The sequence below is a fragment of the Brachybacterium phenoliresistens genome (assembly GCF_000576425.1).
GTDB lineage: Bacteria > Actinomycetota > Actinomycetes > Actinomycetales > Dermabacteraceae > Brachybacterium > Brachybacterium phenoliresistens.
The window spans coordinates 61,842-76,418 of sequence record NZ_KK069991.1; the positions used below are offsets into that span (position 1 = coordinate 61,842).

General features: G+C 73.4%; 15 protein-coding genes. 9 read left to right on the plus strand and 6 right to left on the minus strand.

Going from position 1 to position 14,577, the window contains the following annotated elements; translation table 11 throughout:
* Positions 1-92 precede the first annotated feature (92 nt).
* Entirely contained in the window at positions 93-992 is a 900-nt protein-coding gene (locus BF93_RS06735) for a sigma-70 family RNA polymerase sigma factor (protein WP_084148329.1), read from the plus strand.
* A 135-nt stretch (positions 993-1,127) separates the two neighbouring features.
* Positions 1,128-1,364: a hypothetical protein gene (locus BF93_RS06740; RefSeq protein WP_038371560.1), complete on the plus strand. Its 237-nt coding sequence runs from the start codon at positions 1,128-1,130 to the stop codon at positions 1,362-1,364.
* 2 nt (positions 1,365-1,366) lie between these two features.
* On the opposite strand, the gene BF93_RS06745 is transcribed toward BF93_RS06740, so the two are convergent.
* The 5 genes from BF93_RS06745 to BF93_RS06765 form a co-directional block, all read right to left on the minus strand.
* Positions 1,367-1,627, minus strand: coding sequence for a type II toxin-antitoxin system Phd/YefM family antitoxin (locus BF93_RS06745; protein ID WP_038371561.1), 261 nt, complete (start codon positions 1,625-1,627; stop codon positions 1,367-1,369).
* Positions 1,628-2,095: 468 nt separating this feature from the next.
* Entirely contained in the window at positions 2,096-3,718 is a 1,623-nt protein-coding gene (locus tag BF93_RS06750) for a carbohydrate-binding domain-containing protein (RefSeq protein ID WP_084148330.1), read from the minus strand.
* Between the two features lie 109 nt (positions 3,719-3,827).
* Entirely contained in the window at positions 3,828-4,670 is an 843-nt protein-coding gene (locus BF93_RS06755) for a VTC domain-containing protein (protein WP_051486634.1), read from the minus strand.
* Complete coding sequence (locus BF93_RS06760; protein WP_038371562.1) at positions 4,667-5,464, minus strand: DUF4956 domain-containing protein; 798 nt, start codon at positions 5,462-5,464, stop codon at positions 4,667-4,669. Before BF93_RS06760 ends, BF93_RS06755 begins: the two co-directional genes overlap by 4 nt.
* A gap of 163 nt (positions 5,465-5,627) precedes the next feature.
* Positions 5,628-6,194 carry a P-loop nucleotide/nucleoside kinase family protein gene (locus BF93_RS06765; RefSeq protein ID WP_038371563.1) on the minus strand — a complete coding sequence of 189 codons (567 nt, stop codon included), beginning with the start codon at positions 6,192-6,194 and terminating at the stop codon, positions 5,628-5,630.
* A gap of 91 nt (positions 6,195-6,285) precedes the next feature.
* On the opposite strand from BF93_RS06765, the gene BF93_RS06770 reads away from it, so the two are divergent.
* From BF93_RS06770 to BF93_RS06795, 6 genes are all read left to right on the plus strand, one after another.
* On the plus strand, positions 6,286-7,296 hold the full coding sequence (locus tag BF93_RS06770) for a phosphodiester glycosidase family protein (RefSeq protein WP_038371565.1): 1,011 nt from the start codon (positions 6,286-6,288) through the stop codon (positions 7,294-7,296).
* Positions 7,297-7,301: 5 nt separating this feature from the next.
* Positions 7,302-8,492, plus strand: coding sequence for a GtrA family protein (locus tag BF93_RS06775; RefSeq protein ID WP_051486635.1), 1,191 nt, complete (start codon positions 7,302-7,304; stop codon positions 8,490-8,492).
* A gap of 99 nt (positions 8,493-8,591) precedes the next feature.
* Positions 8,592-8,963 carry an SdpI family protein gene (locus BF93_RS06780; RefSeq protein WP_038371566.1) on the plus strand — a complete coding sequence of 124 codons (372 nt, stop codon included), beginning with the start codon at positions 8,592-8,594 and terminating at the stop codon, positions 8,961-8,963.
* Between the two features lie 173 nt (positions 8,964-9,136).
* The gene (locus BF93_RS19990; protein ID WP_051486636.1) at positions 9,137-10,054 is read left to right on the plus strand and encodes a zinc-binding dehydrogenase; all 918 of its coding nucleotides are present in this window, start codon (positions 9,137-9,139) and stop codon (positions 10,052-10,054) included.
* 67 nt (positions 10,055-10,121) lie between these two features.
* A complete protein-coding gene (locus BF93_RS06790) occupies positions 10,122-11,507 on the plus strand; it encodes a BNR-4 repeat-containing protein (RefSeq protein ID WP_051486637.1) in 1,386 nt (461 codons plus the stop codon).
* A gap of 195 nt (positions 11,508-11,702) precedes the next feature.
* A complete protein-coding gene (locus BF93_RS06795) occupies positions 11,703-12,860 on the plus strand; it encodes a DUF1266 domain-containing protein (RefSeq protein ID WP_038371568.1) in 1,158 nt (385 codons plus the stop codon).
* Positions 12,861-12,888: 28 nt separating this feature from the next.
* On the opposite strand, the gene BF93_RS06800 is transcribed toward BF93_RS06795, so the two are convergent.
* Positions 12,889-13,317, minus strand: a complete 429-nt coding sequence (locus tag BF93_RS06800; protein WP_038371569.1) for an SgcJ/EcaC family oxidoreductase — start codon at positions 13,315-13,317, stop codon at positions 12,889-12,891.
* 132 nt (positions 13,318-13,449) lie between these two features.
* On the opposite strand from BF93_RS06800, the gene BF93_RS06805 reads away from it, so the two are divergent.
* The gene (locus BF93_RS06805) at positions 13,450-14,559 is read left to right on the plus strand and encodes an epoxide hydrolase family protein (protein ID WP_038371571.1); all 1,110 of its coding nucleotides are present in this window, start codon (positions 13,450-13,452) and stop codon (positions 14,557-14,559) included.
* The last annotated feature ends 18 nt before the right edge of the window (positions 14,560-14,577 follow it).

A 14,577-nucleotide genomic window follows, 5' to 3' on the forward strand; every position in this document is an offset into this window, starting at 1 on the left:
CGGCCCCGCGCCGGTCACATCCGCCGCATCCGGCGCGTCAGCACCACGAGACCGCGGCCGATCGGCGGCGGACCTACGGAAGGATGGACGACATGGATCCGAGGGAGAACCCCCGACCCCCGGCGGGCGAGACGGCCGGCACCGGGCCATCGGCCGCGGCCGAGCTCGCGCAGCGCTTCGCGGCAGAGCGGCCGCGCCTGGTGGGCCTGGCCGCCAGGGTGCTCGGCGACCATGCCGAGGCGGAGGACATCGTCCAGCAGGCGTGGCTGCGCCTGGACGGCAGCGGCGAGGACATCGAGAACCTCCCCGCGTGGCTGACGACGGTGACCACGCGGCTGTGCCTGGACCGGCTGCGCCGCCGCACCCCGATCCCCGAGGAGGAGATCGAGGTCGAGGAGGTCGCCCCCGATCCGGCCGACGACGTGGCCCTGGCCGATGCGGTCGGCGTGGCCCTGCAGGTCGTGCTGGATCGGCTCACCCCGAACGAGCGCATCGCCTTCGTCATGCACGACAGCTTCGGCTTCGAGTTCACGACGATCGCCGCGGTGCTGGGCTCGACCCCCGCGGCCGCGCGCAAGCTCGCCTCCCGCGCCCGGGCGAAGGTCGCTCAGCCCCGCTCCGAGGACGCGCTCGCCGACTGGGAGGTCGTCGACGCGTTCATGGCCGCGGCCCGCGAGGGGGATTTCAGCCGCCTCGTGCAGCTGCTGGCGCCCGATGCGGTGGTCCGCGGCGACGAGCAGGCGATCCTCACCGGCACCCCCGCCCGGATCGACGGCCGCGACGACGTGGCCTCCTTCTTCAACGGCTCGGCGCATGCGGCGCTGCCGGTCATCGTCGACGGCCGGGCGGGATCGGCCTGGTTCCACCGGGGCGAGGCGAAGGTCCTGTTCGACTTCACCATCGTCGACGGCCGCGTCCAGCGCATCGACTTCCGCGCGGACCCCCAGGTCATCGCGAAGGTCGCGCGCCGCGACGGGGCCGATCCCCGCTGAGCCCCCGTCGTTCCCCGATCCCTCCTCGTGCGGCGGTCACACCCGCGGCCCGCCGTGCGTCATACAGATGACAGCACCTCGAACCCCAGGAGCAACGCGCAGCGCGAGGCCCCTCATGTCCCGGAAGGACGACCGATGAAGACCATGACCTGCCAGCAGCTCGGCGGCCCCTGCGAGCTCGCCCACCGCGGCGAGACCGCCGACGAGATCATCCAGGCCCAGGACAAGCACCTCAAGGACGCCGTGAAGAACGGCGACGCCGCCCACGAGACGGCCCGCTCGGAGATGAAGTACCGCTGGCTGCACCCCAAGAAGTCCCTGGGCTGGTACAACGACACCAAGGCCGCGTTCGCCGCGCTGCCCGAGAGCTGACCTCAGCAGTCCCCGTCGACGTGCACGCCGTACTCGGCCAGGAAGGTGCGCAGCTCGGCCTGGTACCGCTGGTCCTCCGTCAGGGGCGGGGCGGCATAGTCCTCGTCGCCCAGCGCCAGGGTCGCCCGGTCGTAGAAGCCGGGCGAGACGAGGACCGCGCATTCGCGCAGCCCCCGGCTGAGGATCCGCACGGGCTCCGCCGCGGCCTGCTCGATGTAGTGGCTCAGATGCGTCCGCAGATCACTCGGCGTCGTGTTCACCATGGGCTGCTCCTCGATCGCCGCGGGGCGGCCTCGGCGACCGCCCTCGGATAGCAGCGACGGTACTGCTCCCCGCGGCAGCCCGTGCGGCCGCTGTGGACAACTGCGCCCTCCCCAGGCAGGACGGATGAGGAGTCCAGACGACATCGCGCGCCGAGGCGAGGAGCCACGCGCGCCGAGGAGCGGAGCTGCGTGCGTCGAGGCGAGGAGCCGCGCGCAGCGAGGAGCGGAGCTGCGCACCCCCGGCCGAGGAGACGAACTGCTTCCGGCGGACACGTACAAGATGTACGTGTCCGCCGGAAGCAGTCACCCTGCTCGGTGCTCCGTCGAGTCGCACTGAGCGCCGCAGAAGGAAGGGGACTCGGGAGTCCGTGGAGTCGAGGTCGATGCTCCGTGGGAGACCGACTCGGCGGCCCGCGGAGCCGGGCTCGTTGAGGCCGCGGGAACGGGATCGATGCTCCGGGGCTCGGATCAGCCGCGGGGGCCCGTGCCGCGCCCGCCGCCGCCGGCTCCGCCCATGCCGCTCGCGGTGATCTCCCCGGCGGTCGCGGTGGCGAGCTCGGTGCCGTCGCTGACCAGGGTGTACGGCTCCCCGTCGACCACCTGGTCGCCGGTGGCGATGATCGCCGCGCTGGCCTTGGTCAGCGTGATCGTCGCGACGGTCGTGCCGGAGGAGTCCTGCACCTCGAGGGTGTCGCCCGCGCTCGCCGCGCTGCTCAGCGCGAACTGGACGGCGGGGTGCTCGGAGTCCTCGCTCGGGGAGACGACCATGCCTCCGGCATCGGCCGTGACCAAGGAGCCCCCGGTGACGATGTAGCTTCCGTTGACGTCGACCGCACCGTTGCCTGCGTTCGTGGGGCCGTTCACCGTGGTCTCGCCGCCGGAGATCGTCAGCGACCCGTTGGAGTCCAGCCCATCGCCCTCCGCGTCGACGGCGAGGGTGCCGCCGCTGATGGTGAGGGTCGAGCCGTCGTCGCCCATGCCGCCGCCCGGGCCGAAGCCGCCCGCCGTCTCCGCATCGTCGCTGGTCTCGGAGTCGTCGGAGGCGACCGCATTGAGCCCGTCGTCGCTCGAGGTCACGGAGATGTCGCCGCCGCTGACGAGGATCGAGACGGACTCGATGCCCTCGTAGGAGGCCGTGATGTCGACGGTGCCGCCGGAGATCTCGACCGCCTGCTCCCCGGTGATCGCATCGTCGCCCGCGTCGATGCTCAGCGTCCCGCCGGAGACGAGCACCCAGCCGCGGTCGGCATCGGTCGCGTTGTCCGACTTCAGGGCGTCGCCGCCGGCGCTGATCGTGACGTCGCCGCCGGTCAGGGACACGTAGTCCTTGCCGCGGATGCCGTCGTCCGCCGCGGTCACCGACAGGGTCCCGCCCAGGATCGCGAGGCCGTCCGAGGAGCTGATGCCGTCGTTCGTGCTGCCGGTGACGGTCAGGGAGCCGTCCCCGGCGATGGTCAGGTCCGAGGCCGAGGCGATCGCCGCGACGGGCGTCGCATCGTCGGCGACCGTGTAGCCGGAGCCGTCGGCGACGGAGTTCCCCGTGCCGGAGGCGAGAGAGATCGTCACCTCATCGGCGCTGGTCACGGAGATGCCGGGGCCGCTCGAGCTGGCGATGGAGGCGCCGTCGAGGATGAGGGTGACGGTCTCGTCCTCCGCAGCGGCGACCACCACCTGGCCGTCGCTCAGGGACCCGGTGATGCGGTAGACCCCGCCGGCGGTGATGGTGACCGTCGACCCGTCGATGCTCACCGCGTCGCTGTCCGAGGTCGATCCCGAGTCCGCGAGCGTGATCGTCTGCTCCTCCGCGGCGTCCCAGGTGAGGTCGTCCTCGTCGACGTGGGTGTCGATGCTCGCGAGTCCCCCGGCGACGGTCCCGGTGGTCGCGGTCGTCGAGGCCGTCGTGGAGCTGGAGGCGTCGGTCCCGGTGATCGCCGTCGCGGCGCCGCAGGCGGCCAGGGCCATGGCGGCCAGGCCCACCGTCGAGGCCATCATCATCCGGCGCAGCGAGCGGAACCCGGCAGGGCCGCGACCCCCCGACGGAGGCGTGGGCGACGGGGCGGGGGAGGGAGTGGGGGTGTTCGGCGTGGTCATGGCGGGGTCCTTCCGGAGTCTGAACGGGTGATGGATCCAGGTTCGGCGCCGCTGCTGTGCGGGGCCTATGCCGATCCGAGGCAGGGGATGTGCGGATCGCCGCGCGGGGTCAGGCAGCGGGGAGGTCGAGCCGGCCCAGCGTGCGGTGCCAGCGGTTCGCCGCCAGCTCGGGGCGCAGGAGCGCGAGCCCGACGGCGTACTTCGACAGCCGCAGCGGCCGATGCCCCAGCGCCCACAGCAGCCGGTCCGCCGGGCCGGGGCGGGTCCCGGCCTTCGTCTCCACCACCACCAGCTCGGTGAGGCTGGTGGACGCCCCGGTGACCGGGTCCGTCCAGGCCAGGGCGGCGTCGACGGTGATGCGGGAGGGGTCGGAGCGGGCATCGGCCGGGGCCGCCATCAGCGTGGTGCGGTCGTAGGCGGTCGCGAGCACCGGGTGCAGCGCACCGGCGGGGACGGGGATCCCCGCCTCGGCCAGCTGGGCGAGCACGAACTCCGCCGCCTCCCCGCGCAGGTCGCCCGACGACGCGGGGGAGGGACCGGGAGAGGCCGGCGGCGGCGGGTCCGCGGCCAGGGCCAGGCGCACCTTGCTGCTCTCCCCGCGGCCGGTGCGGGTCTTCACCTCGAGGAACGCCGCGCCGGTGTCGAGGTAGTCGCGACGGCGCACCTTGAACCGGCGTCGCCGGCCCGTCGCCGCCGCCCGGTAGGAGGCCAGCTGCGCGGTGTCGTAGTACACCGAGCGGTACCCGAAGGTGCGGCGGCCTGCGATCTCCAGGACCTGCAGATCCGCGGACATCTCCTGCAGCAGACGGTGCACGGCGGAGGCGGGCACCAGGTACTTGCGGTCCACGCGCGTCATGAGGGAGGCCTGCTCGGTCAGCTGCTCCAGGCCGATGGCCGGGAGGTCCAGGAGGGCCGGCCGGGGCGTCGGGCGGGCCGTCGGCGCGTCGCTCATCGTGCGGCCCCGCTGAGGGAGGCCACGGGCGCGGCGGCCATGGCGCCCGCCGATGCCGGCATCGAGCCCGGTGCCGGCGAGGTCGAGGTCGAGGGCGAGTGCGCGGCCGGGACCTGCGCTGATGCCGCCGTTGCGGATGCCGCCGTTGCCGTGGACATCTCCGATTCGGCCGGTGCCGGTGCCGGTGCCGGCGTGGGCGCGGGGCCGGGGGCCGCCGTCGGCTGCTCCGCCCGGGGGTCGCGGGAGCCGGCCCGCGGCACGCGATAGCGCACGTCGACGGTGGTGGTGTCGGTGACGAGATCCAGCTTCTGCAGGGACACGGCCGTGACCTCGGCGCCCAGCATCTGCTCGAGATGCTCGCGCAGCAGGTCCTCGTCGCCGATGGCCCGGTCCAAGACGATCAGCTGGCGCCGCGAGCGGGCCATGATCGCGGGGTGGTCGACGATGCCCATCGTCACCAGGATCAGAGCCATGAAGGCCAGCGACATCCAGATCGGGGTGATGCCGAGCCCGCCCACCAGGCCCAGGGCGAGGGTCGCGAAGTAGTAGGCGATCTCGTGCTGGGCCAGCTCGTCGGAGCGCAGACGGATGATCGACAGCACGCCGAACAGGCCCAGGCCCAGCCCCGCGGTCACTGCGGAGTTCGCCAGCAGCGCCGAGACCGCCAGCACCCCGACGTTGATGCCGAAGAACGCGACCACGAGGTCGCGGCGGCGGTGCCGGGGCCAGTAGACGCCGGCGGCGAGGACCGTCACGGCGATCAGATCGGCGAGGTAGAGGATCGGTGCGGACATCGGGGGCTCCTGGGGGTCTCGGGACGCCCGGGGTCCCGGGCGGTGCGGGATCCACCCTCGGAGCCGATGCTGTGGATCGGCTATGCCTGCCCTGTCGTGCCTGTATGCACTCCGGTCGCCCGGGGTTCATCGGCCGTTCATGCGGTCCCGGGCGGTGCCGGGCCTACTCCTGCGGCGCGTCCGCCAGGATCTCCTCGAGCCGGGGCAGCACCGCGCCCATCGGCCCGGAGGCGTCCAGGCGCAGCACCTCCTGGTTCAGGTCGGCGGCCATCACCGCGATGCGCCGTCCCATCTCGAGGGCGTCCTGGACCGCGAGCCCCGCGTCGTTGGCCGCCTGCTCGGGGCGGGTCGGGGCGGCGCGCCGGGCCGAGAGCCGCTCGCGCAGGGCATCGGCCGGCAGGTCCAGGAGGACGTGCGCGAAGCGGGCCCCGCTGCGGTCGGCGAGCTGCTGCAGCGCGACCGCGAACTCCGGCCGGGCGAGCAGCTGGGGGATCACCACGCTGCGGCCGGCCGCGAGCTCGCGCCCGGCCTGCGCGAGCACCTGCTTGCGCGCCTCCACGCCCGCGGCGTGCGGGTCCTGCGGCCAGGCGGGCAGGGCATGCTTGACGACGTCGACGTCCAGCGCGGTCCGCTGCGGGTGCGAGCGCGCCAGGGCCTCGGCGAGCGTCGACTTCCCTGCCCCGGGCGGGCCGTTGAGCAGGAGCAGGACGGGTGCGGCGAGGCGGCTCATGCCCCCATGATCGCCCTCGCGGCCGGGCGCACAGCATCGGCACAGCTCGGGCGGGGTCCCGGGCACAAGCTCGCCGCGCACCGTACCGGGCATGAGCACGCACCGCTTCGACGCCCGCACCCCCGCCCGCACGCTGCCCGAGGACGACTCCCCGCCGGGCCGGTCCCGCCGGGCGGGTCTCACCCGCCGCAGCCTGCTGGCGGGCGGTATCGGGGCCCTGGCGCTCACGGGCGGCTCGGCGGCCTGGGCCTACGACCGGTTCCTGCGGGAGGAGGTCGATGTCGAGGACGTCTCCGCGCAGGAGGCCGCCTCCGGCGTCGCGGCCGGCACCCTCGTCCCTGCCGACGGCGTCTACAGCTCCACCGGGTACACCTCCTCGACGACCACCCTCGAGATCACCCGTTCCGCCACCGGCAGCGGCGCCACGGCCCTGGCCTGGTACGCGGCCGAGGTCACCGTGAGCGATGCCCGGCTGATCCGCTCCGCCTTCGCCGAGGACGACTTCGGCCGCAACATCACCGAGATGCCCTCCGCGATCGCCGAGCGGGCCGGGGCGGTGCTCGCGATCAACGGCGACTACTACGGCTTCCGCGACACCGGCATCGTGATCCGCAGCGGCATCGCCTACCGCGACGAGCCGGCGCGGGAGGGCCTGTGCTTCTTCGCCGACGGCCGCATCGCCGTGTACGACGAGACCGCGACGACCGCCGACCAGCTGATCGCCGACGGCGCCTGGAACACCCTCTCCTTCGGGCCGGCCGTCCTCGTGGACGGCGCGGTGCCCGACGGCATCGAGGACGTCGAGGTCGACACCAACATCGGCAACCATTCGATCCAGGGGGAGCAGCCCCGCACCGCCATCGGCGTGATCGGCGAGAACCACCTGGTCATGCTCGTCGTGGACGGCCGATCGGAGGGATATTCTCGCGGCGTCGGCCTGCCGGAGCTCGGCGGGATCCTGCTCGACCTCGGCTGCACGAGCGGCTACAACCTCGACGGCGGCGGCTCCTCGGTGATGCTGCTGGACGGGGAGATGGTGAGCGACCCGCTGGGCCGCGGCCGGGAGCGCGCCACCAGCGACATCCTCTACGTGGCCGGGTGAGGACGATGACGATCTCCCGGCACCCTGCCCGCCCCCGGACCACCGCCGCTGCGGTCGGGACCCCCGCCGCACCCTCCCGGATCCCCACCGCGCCGCTGCCGGCCGTGGTCGCCCCCGTGGTCGTGATCCCGGCGCTCGCCCCCGACTCCGCCCTGCCGGATCTCGTCCGCCGCCTCGCCGGGCGCGGGATCGAGATCGTGGTCGTCGACGACGGCTCCGGCCCCGGCTACGACGTCGTCTTCGACCGCTGCGCGGTGCTCGGCGCCGTAATCGCGCGCGAGGCCGTCAACCGGGGCAAGGGGGCGGCGCTGCGGCGTGCCCTCGCCCTGGTCCAGGACCTGTACCCGGGAGCCGGCGTGGTCACGGCCGATGCCGACGGACAGCACGCCCTCGTCGACGTCCTCGCCGTGCGCGACCGGCTGATGGGGCAGGGCGCGCGCGGTCCGGAGCGCCCGCTGGTCCTCGGGGTGCGCACCGCCGAGCGCGTCGGCGTCCCCCTGCGCAGCCGCCTGGGCAACGCGGTGAGCGCTGCCCTGTTCCGTCTCGCCGGCGGGGTGCGGCTCGCGGACACCCAGACCGGCCTGCGCGGGATCCCCGCGGAGCATCTCGACTGGGCGCGCTCCCTGCCCGGGGACCGCTACGAGTACGAGACGACCATGCTGCTGCGCGCCGCGCGCGGCGGCATCGGCCTGGACAGCATCGCGATCCGGACGGTCTACCTCGAGGGCAACGCCTCCAGTCACTTCCGGCCGCTGCGCGACTCCCTGCGGGTGCTCGCGCCGATGCTCGCTTTCGCCGCCTCCGGTCTGCTGGCCTTCGCCGTGGACACCGGGCTGTTCGTCGCCCTCATGGCGGCGACCGGGCTCCTGTGGCCCTCGCTGATCGGGGCACGGCTGGTCAGCGCCGGGGTGAACTTCGCCGTCAACCGCGGGCTCGTTTTCCGGGCCCGGCACGCCGGGGCCACCGACTCCGAGGGGCGCTCCGGCCGGGGCCGGATGCTCCCGGACCTGCTGGGCTACGCCGCGGTCGCGGCCCTCGTGGCCCTCGGCGGCGGGCTGGGGATCGACGCGCTGATGGCCCTGGGCGTCCCGGTGCTCGCCGCGAAGGTCCTCGCCGACTTGTCGCTGTTCTGCGTCAGCTACGCGCTGCAGCGCGCGGTGGTGTTCGGGTGCAGGACGGGACGCACGGAGGCGTGAGCGGTCGGTACCGCTGCAGGTGCGGGCCGGAGAGGTCCCCACCTCCGGCGGGAACCTCGTCTGCGAGACTGGCGGGACGTCGACCGAGAGGATTCCCCGATGGACGGAGACATCGCCGGACGGGCCCTTCTGCTGGTGGTCATGGTGGCCGCCGGTGTGCTGCTGATCTGGGCGGCCCGGGCGACGGCCTCGGGCCGGATCGGGAGGAACGCGCTCGTCGGGATCCGCCTTCGCAGCACCATGGGGAGCGACGAGGCGTGGCGCGCCGCCCATCGCCGGGCCGAGCGGCCGATGATCCTCGCCGGGGTCATCGCGATCGCCAGCGGCCTGTGCGCGCTGCTGCCGCTACCCACGACCGGTGTCGCCGTCGCGATCCTCGCCGGATGCGTCCTCATGCTCGCCGTCGTGATCCATGCGGGTCGTGCCGGTGCCCGGGCGGCACGGGCCGTCGCGCCTGCAGGGGAGCGGTGAGCATCGGCCGCATCGCGGCGGTGCGGGGCTGACGTGCTGCGCCATGGGATCGCCCGACGTCGCGTCCGGATCCGTCGGCGGGGTGAGGCCGTCGGCGTCCTCGACGGGAATGCGACCCCGGGCCCCTACGTTCGGCCTTCTGACAGCGACGACGGACGAGACGGGCGACACAGATGCTGGCATGGACGACCACCCCCGACGAACCGAGCGGACTCGCACTGAGCGAGGTCCCCGATCCCGTCCCGCAGGCGCATGAGGTCATCGTGCGCGTGGAGGCGTTCGCCCCGAACCCTGGCGACCTCGCAGCGCTCCCTGGTGCGCCGGCCGGCGCCGTCCCCGGGTGGGACGGCAGCGGAGTCGTGCTGGAGCCCGCTGCCGACGGAACCGGGCCCCGGGCGGGGGACCGCGTCCTGTTCCTCGGGCTCACGGGAGGGTGGGCGCAGAAGCGCGCGGTGTCGCGCCAGTTCCTCGGCACGGCGCCCGCCGGCGTCTCGTGGGAGGAGCTCGCCACGCTGCCGGTCCCGGCCACCAGTGCGCTGCGTGCGGTCCGCAGGCTCGGCTCGGTGCTGGGGCGGCGCGTCCTCGTCGTCGGCGCGAGCAGCGCCGTGGGCAGGGCTGCCGTCCAGATCGCCGCGAGGTCGGGCGCCCAGGTGGTCGCCGTCGCCCGCGACGAGAGCCGGCACCGCGAGATCAGGCGCCTCGGCGCGCACGAGACCCACACGAGTCCTGCCTCGATCTCCTCCCGGGTGCATGGAGCGATCGACCTGATAGGAGGGCAGCACCTCGTCGACGCGTACGCGCTTCTCGAGGCGGGCGGCACCGTCATCGCGCTCGGTCATGCCGCAGGAGACGACGAGCGCTTCCCCTACGGGGCATTCGTGGCGGACCTCGCCACCGCGGACCGCTCGATCACCAGCTTCTTCCTCGCCACCGAGCCGGACCTGGGCGACGAGATGCAGTACCTCGCCGCAGCCGGCCTGGACATCGGGCCGATCGACAGCCGGCCATGGACGGAGCTGGCCCGATGGATCGGCTCGGGCGCACCGAGAGGCTCCGGCCGCGTGGTCTTCCGCGTGGACCACGACGCATGACGCCGGTCATGACGACGTGCCATCTATCCCCGTGGCGATCGCTTTCCCGATATGGCACGCTCGGGTCGTGAGCACTTCGCAGCGCAGCGACGCCCCTCCGTCCGACGATGTCCGGGTCCTCTCCGTCGACGACAACGGCGGGTGGTGCTGGTACCAGGATGAACGCGCCGCGGCCGATGCCGCACAGGGCATCGTCCTGCTGGGGAGCGTCGCCTCCTCCGGAGGGGCCGAGGGCGCGCGGCGCGGCGGCGACGTGAACGTGAGCGTCGTCGACCTGGGGGCCGGGACCGCGCGGACCGTCACGCTGCACGCGGGGCTGGAGAGCGACGACCATGACGTTCCCGCCCTGTGGAAGCGCTCCGACGGCAGATGGGTGGCCGTCTACACGAAGCACGGGGCGGACACCCTCACCCGCTGGCGGATCAGCGAACCCGAGGACCCGACCGTCTGGGGCCCGGAGCGCGTCTTCGACTGGTCGACGGACCTCACGCACCCGGCCGATGCCGAGGTCGCTGCCGCGAACCGCACCGGCGCGACCTACCAGAACATCCACGAGCTCGACGGGGTCCTGCACTGCTTCGTACGATCCATCAACCTGGACCCCTGCGTCCTCGTCTCCCACGACGACGGGGAGAGCTGGGAGTTCGGCGGTCGGCTGCTGACCCGCGACACGATCGCCCAGAGCTACGTCCGCTACGCCTCCGGGAACCGCTTCGGCCAGGACGACAGGATCGACCTCATCGTCACCGAGCGCCATCCCCGGGTCCACCCCACCTCGATCTGGCACGGCTACCTCTCCGGCGGGCAGCTGCACCGCACCGACGGGACCGTCGTCGGCCCTCTGGGGCGGCGACTCGCCGAGGCGACCCCCGCGGTGGAGGACCTCACGCAGGTCCTCGCCCACGGCGCGGTCGACGAGGGGGCCGTGCTCACGCACTGCTGGACGATCGACCTGCGCCGCGGCGAGGACGGCACGGTGGTGGGGATCTTCTCCGCCCGCGTCGACGACCCTCACGGACTGGACTACCGGGAGCGCGGCGAGGACCTGACCGCCCACCGCTTCCTGCGCGGCGTGCTCGCGCCGGGGGCCGCCGAGTGGGTCGTCCGTCCGCTGGCGGAGGCCGGGCCCGAGCTGTACTACGCGGAGCAGGACTACACCGGGCTGGTCTCGATCGACCCGGACGACCTGTCCGCGCTGTACCTCTCCACCCCGATCGACCCGCGGGACGGCTCTGCCCTGGCACGGCACGGCGTGTTCCATGGCCGCACCCGGGATGACGGGCTGACCTGGGACTGGCGGCCCCTTGCCGTCGAGGCGGAGGCGATGAACCTCCGCCCCATCGCCGTCCCCGGCGACCCGCAGCGGTCGATCGTCGCCTGGCTGCGCGGCGCGTTCCGCACCTATACCGACTACGACACCGAGATCGTGCTGCGGGTGGCGCCTCGCGCCTGAGCCCGCCGGCGGCCCGCGCTGCTGCTCGCCACGGGAACCGCGCGACGCACCGGGGACGGACCGGTCCGGCCCGCCCTGCGTCCACGTCCACCCCAGGGCGCCGGTCTCCGGGGGCATGCGGCGCTCGTAGGCTGGAGCCTCCAGACATCGGCCGCAGGGACGAGCGACGCGGCAACGGACCGAGGGGACCCGACCATGCGCCATCCGCTGCAGAACCATCCCGGGATCGTCGGGCGGCGGGACCTGCCGGTGCGGGCCCGGTGGTGGAACCTGCAGCTGGACCGGAAGCATCGCGGGCAGGTGTCCACCGCGGTGATCTCGACGGGGACGCTGGGCGCGCTGGCCCTGGCCATGGTGCTGTTCGCGGACGTGGGGCTGGTCGCTCAGCTGGAGGCGGCCGGCGGCGATCCGGGCGCCGCCCTCGCCGCGGCCTCGCGCGGGCAGATCGGGTTCTGGATCATCGGCGGCGTGTTCGCGTCCGGCTGCCTGGCCCTCGCGGTGAGCCTGTACCTCTCGGCGCTGCGCCGGCCCCTGCGCGAGCAGCGTCGCTACTACGCGCTGCGCGGTCTGGAGGCCCCGGACGAGCGGCTGCGCCGGGCGCTGCGCACGAGCGCCGGCTGGTCGCACCTCAAGAGCATCTGGCCGCTGACGCTCGAGGTGCTTCCCAGCTCGGAGGGGATGACGCCGCGGCAGGTGCGGTCCTTCCGCACCCTGCCGCTGATGTCGGCGGAGGAGAACCGCGACGGTCTCGCCTCGGACTGGGGGATCCTCCATGCCCAGCATGCCCGGGCCACGATCGACGAATACCTGAGCATGGGAGTGCATTCCCACGGCTTCGCCATGGCCTTCCATCTCGGCGATCCGGACGCCCTGGACTCCCTGGCCGCGCTCGCCGACATGCCCACCACCCGCCTGCTGGAGATCGGCATCGCGCACGAGGGCCGCCCGCCGCAGCTGCTGTGGGGCTGGGACCTGGTGCGCACCGCGGTCATCGTCCGGCAGTCCGAGAGCGCCGGCTACCTCGACCGGGAGACGGCGATCGACCTGCTCGAGGAGATCACCGACCATATCGTCGCCCTGTTCCCCACCGAGCAGGAGCTCCTGGAGAACTGCCAGCTCGGCTTCGCCCTGTGGGCCGGGCCCGAGCGGCGTGCCGAGGTGCGCGAGCGTAAGCGCCTGGATGCCGAGTACCTGGCGGGGGAGTGGCCGGCCGTGCTCGGTCCCTGGCCCTCCCCGAGCGGCCGTCCCCTGCCGCCGGCCATGGCCGAGGGATTCGCGCGCGACCTGCACCCGCGCGAGGACGACGAGGACGACGAGGACTACGAGGCCGACGAGGACGGGTCGCGACGCTGACGAGGGGGCCTCGCCGGATCGACGGCTGTCACGCCTGCATCGGCACCGCCGTGTTCTGCCCTGCCGCGATGCGCCAGCGTCCATCGGTCCTGAGCCAGAGGTAGCTGGGCCGGCCCTCCTGCCGCGGAGACAGCGGCGCGCCGTCCCGGGTCAGCGCCTCCTGATCGACCCCGGTGAGTGCGAGGTCCGGGGACAGGAAGCGGATGTGCTCCACGACGTACCGGACGGATCCCCGCGCGGCGAACCCCGGCAGGACCTGCCGGGTGAACGCGGAGATGACGTCCTTCCCGATGAGGCGCCTGCCACCGCCCGTCACCCAGACGGCGTCGTCGTCGAAGAGGTCGAGGAAGCCGTCGGCGTCCTCCTCGCGCTGCGTCCGCTGGAGCTCTTCGACGAGGGCCACCAGCTCCTCGGCATCGGAGGATGAGGAATCTGCGGGGGTGATCGTGTAGGTCATACGGAGATGCAACAACTTCATGTGCACCTGAAGTCAAGGAGCGGGGGCCCGCGTACTCGGCGCGAGCGCGCCTGCCCCGATCGACAGCACGGCGGACAGGATGTGTCCTGGCGCCGGAGTACCGTCCCGAGCATGCCTGAGATCCGGCCCTTCCGCCTCCATGTTCCCGACGACGTCCTGGAGGACCTGCGGTGGCGCCTGCGCCACGCACGCCTGCTGGAGGACTCCCCGCGGAGGATGCCGTCGGGGATGAGCGCGTCGTGGCTGCGCGACCTGGTCCGGACCTGGGCCGACTGGGACTGGCGCGCCCGCGAGGAGTGGCTCGCAGGGTTTCCGCAGTTCCTCGCCGACGTCGACGGCACCGACATCCACGTCGCGCATCTGCGCTCGACGCGTCCGGACGCGCCCGCGCTCCTGATCATGCACGGCTGGCCGCACACCTTCGCCCTACAGCTCGAGGCCGCGGCGAAGCTGCCCGATCTCCACGTGGTGGTCGCGAGCCTGCCGGGCTTCGCCTTCTCGGCCCCGTACGCGGACGGCCCGATGACCGAGCGCCGGATCGCCGCGACGATGCACCGCCTCATGACGGACGTGCTCGGATACGACCGCTACATCACCTACGGAGAGGACGTCTCGGCGAACGTCAGCGACCTCCTGGCCGGCACGTACCCGCAGCACGTCTCCGGGATCGTCGCCACGCACGCGCATTTCGCAGCACAGGACCGGGAGACCGTCGACGACCCGGAGGTGGAGGCGTTCTTCGCGCGGCTCGATGCCGATGGCGGTCCGCACGGCGCGTACGGGCATGTGCAGTGGGCGCGCCCCGACACGCTCGCGGCGGCGCTCAACGATTCCCCGGCCGGACTGCTCGCCTGGATCGCCGAGAAGCTGTCGGAGTGGGCCGACACGCCCGATGACGATCCATCGGCCGTGGAACAGGTCATCTCGCGCGACCGCATCCTCACCGAGGCGACCATCTACTGGGTCACCCAGAGCATCGCGACCTCGTTCCGGCCGTACCACGAGGGGCCCGACACCCCGGAGGCGATCCCCGAGGTGGAGGTCCCCGCAGCGGTCTTCGTCCAGCGCCACGAGCACGACTACCCGGAGGTCCTCGCCCGGCGGTTCTACCGGGATCTGCGCGTGTTCGAGCGGCTCGAGCACGTCGGCCACTTCACGGCCGCGGAGATCCCCGAGGGCATGGCCGCGCGGATCCGGGACTTCGCGGCGGCGCTCCGGTAGGGCCGCAGCGCCGCGCTC

Excerpts from the sequence above, each read along its gene's own strand:
- BF93_RS06735 (WP_084148329.1), top strand. The coding sequence starts at position 93 with ATGGATCCGAGGGAGAACCCCCGACCCCCGGCGGGCGAGACGGCCGGC.
- BF93_RS06740 (WP_038371560.1), top strand. The coding sequence starts at position 1,128 with ATGAAGACCATGACCTGCCAGCAGCTCGGCGGCCCCTGCGAGCTCGCC.
- BF93_RS06745 (WP_038371561.1), bottom strand. The coding sequence starts at position 1,627 with ATGGTGAACACGACGCCGAGTGATCTGCGGACGCATCTGAGCCACTAC.
- BF93_RS06750 (WP_084148330.1), bottom strand. The coding sequence starts at position 3,718 with ATGACCACGCCGAACACCCCCACTCCCTCCCCCGCCCCGTCGCCCACG.
- BF93_RS06755 (WP_051486634.1), bottom strand. The coding sequence starts at position 4,670 with ATGAGCGACGCGCCGACGGCCCGCCCGACGCCCCGGCCGGCCCTCCTG.
- BF93_RS06760 (WP_038371562.1), bottom strand. The coding sequence starts at position 5,464 with ATGTCCGCACCGATCCTCTACCTCGCCGATCTGATCGCCGTGACGGTC.
- BF93_RS06765 (WP_038371563.1), bottom strand. The coding sequence starts at position 6,194 with ATGAGCCGCCTCGCCGCACCCGTCCTGCTCCTGCTCAACGGCCCGCCC.
- BF93_RS06770 (WP_038371565.1), top strand. The coding sequence starts at position 6,286 with ATGAGCACGCACCGCTTCGACGCCCGCACCCCCGCCCGCACGCTGCCC.
- BF93_RS06775 (WP_051486635.1), top strand. The coding sequence starts at position 7,302 with ATGACGATCTCCCGGCACCCTGCCCGCCCCCGGACCACCGCCGCTGCG.
- BF93_RS06780 (WP_038371566.1), top strand. The coding sequence starts at position 8,592 with ATGGACGGAGACATCGCCGGACGGGCCCTTCTGCTGGTGGTCATGGTG.
- BF93_RS19990 (WP_051486636.1), top strand. The coding sequence starts at position 9,137 with ATGCTGGCATGGACGACCACCCCCGACGAACCGAGCGGACTCGCACTG.
- BF93_RS06795 (WP_038371568.1), top strand. The coding sequence starts at position 11,703 with ATGCGCCATCCGCTGCAGAACCATCCCGGGATCGTCGGGCGGCGGGAC.
- BF93_RS06800 (WP_038371569.1), bottom strand. The coding sequence starts at position 13,317 with ATGACCTACACGATCACCCCCGCAGATTCCTCATCCTCCGATGCCGAG.
- BF93_RS06805 (WP_038371571.1), top strand. The coding sequence starts at position 13,450 with ATGCCTGAGATCCGGCCCTTCCGCCTCCATGTTCCCGACGACGTCCTG.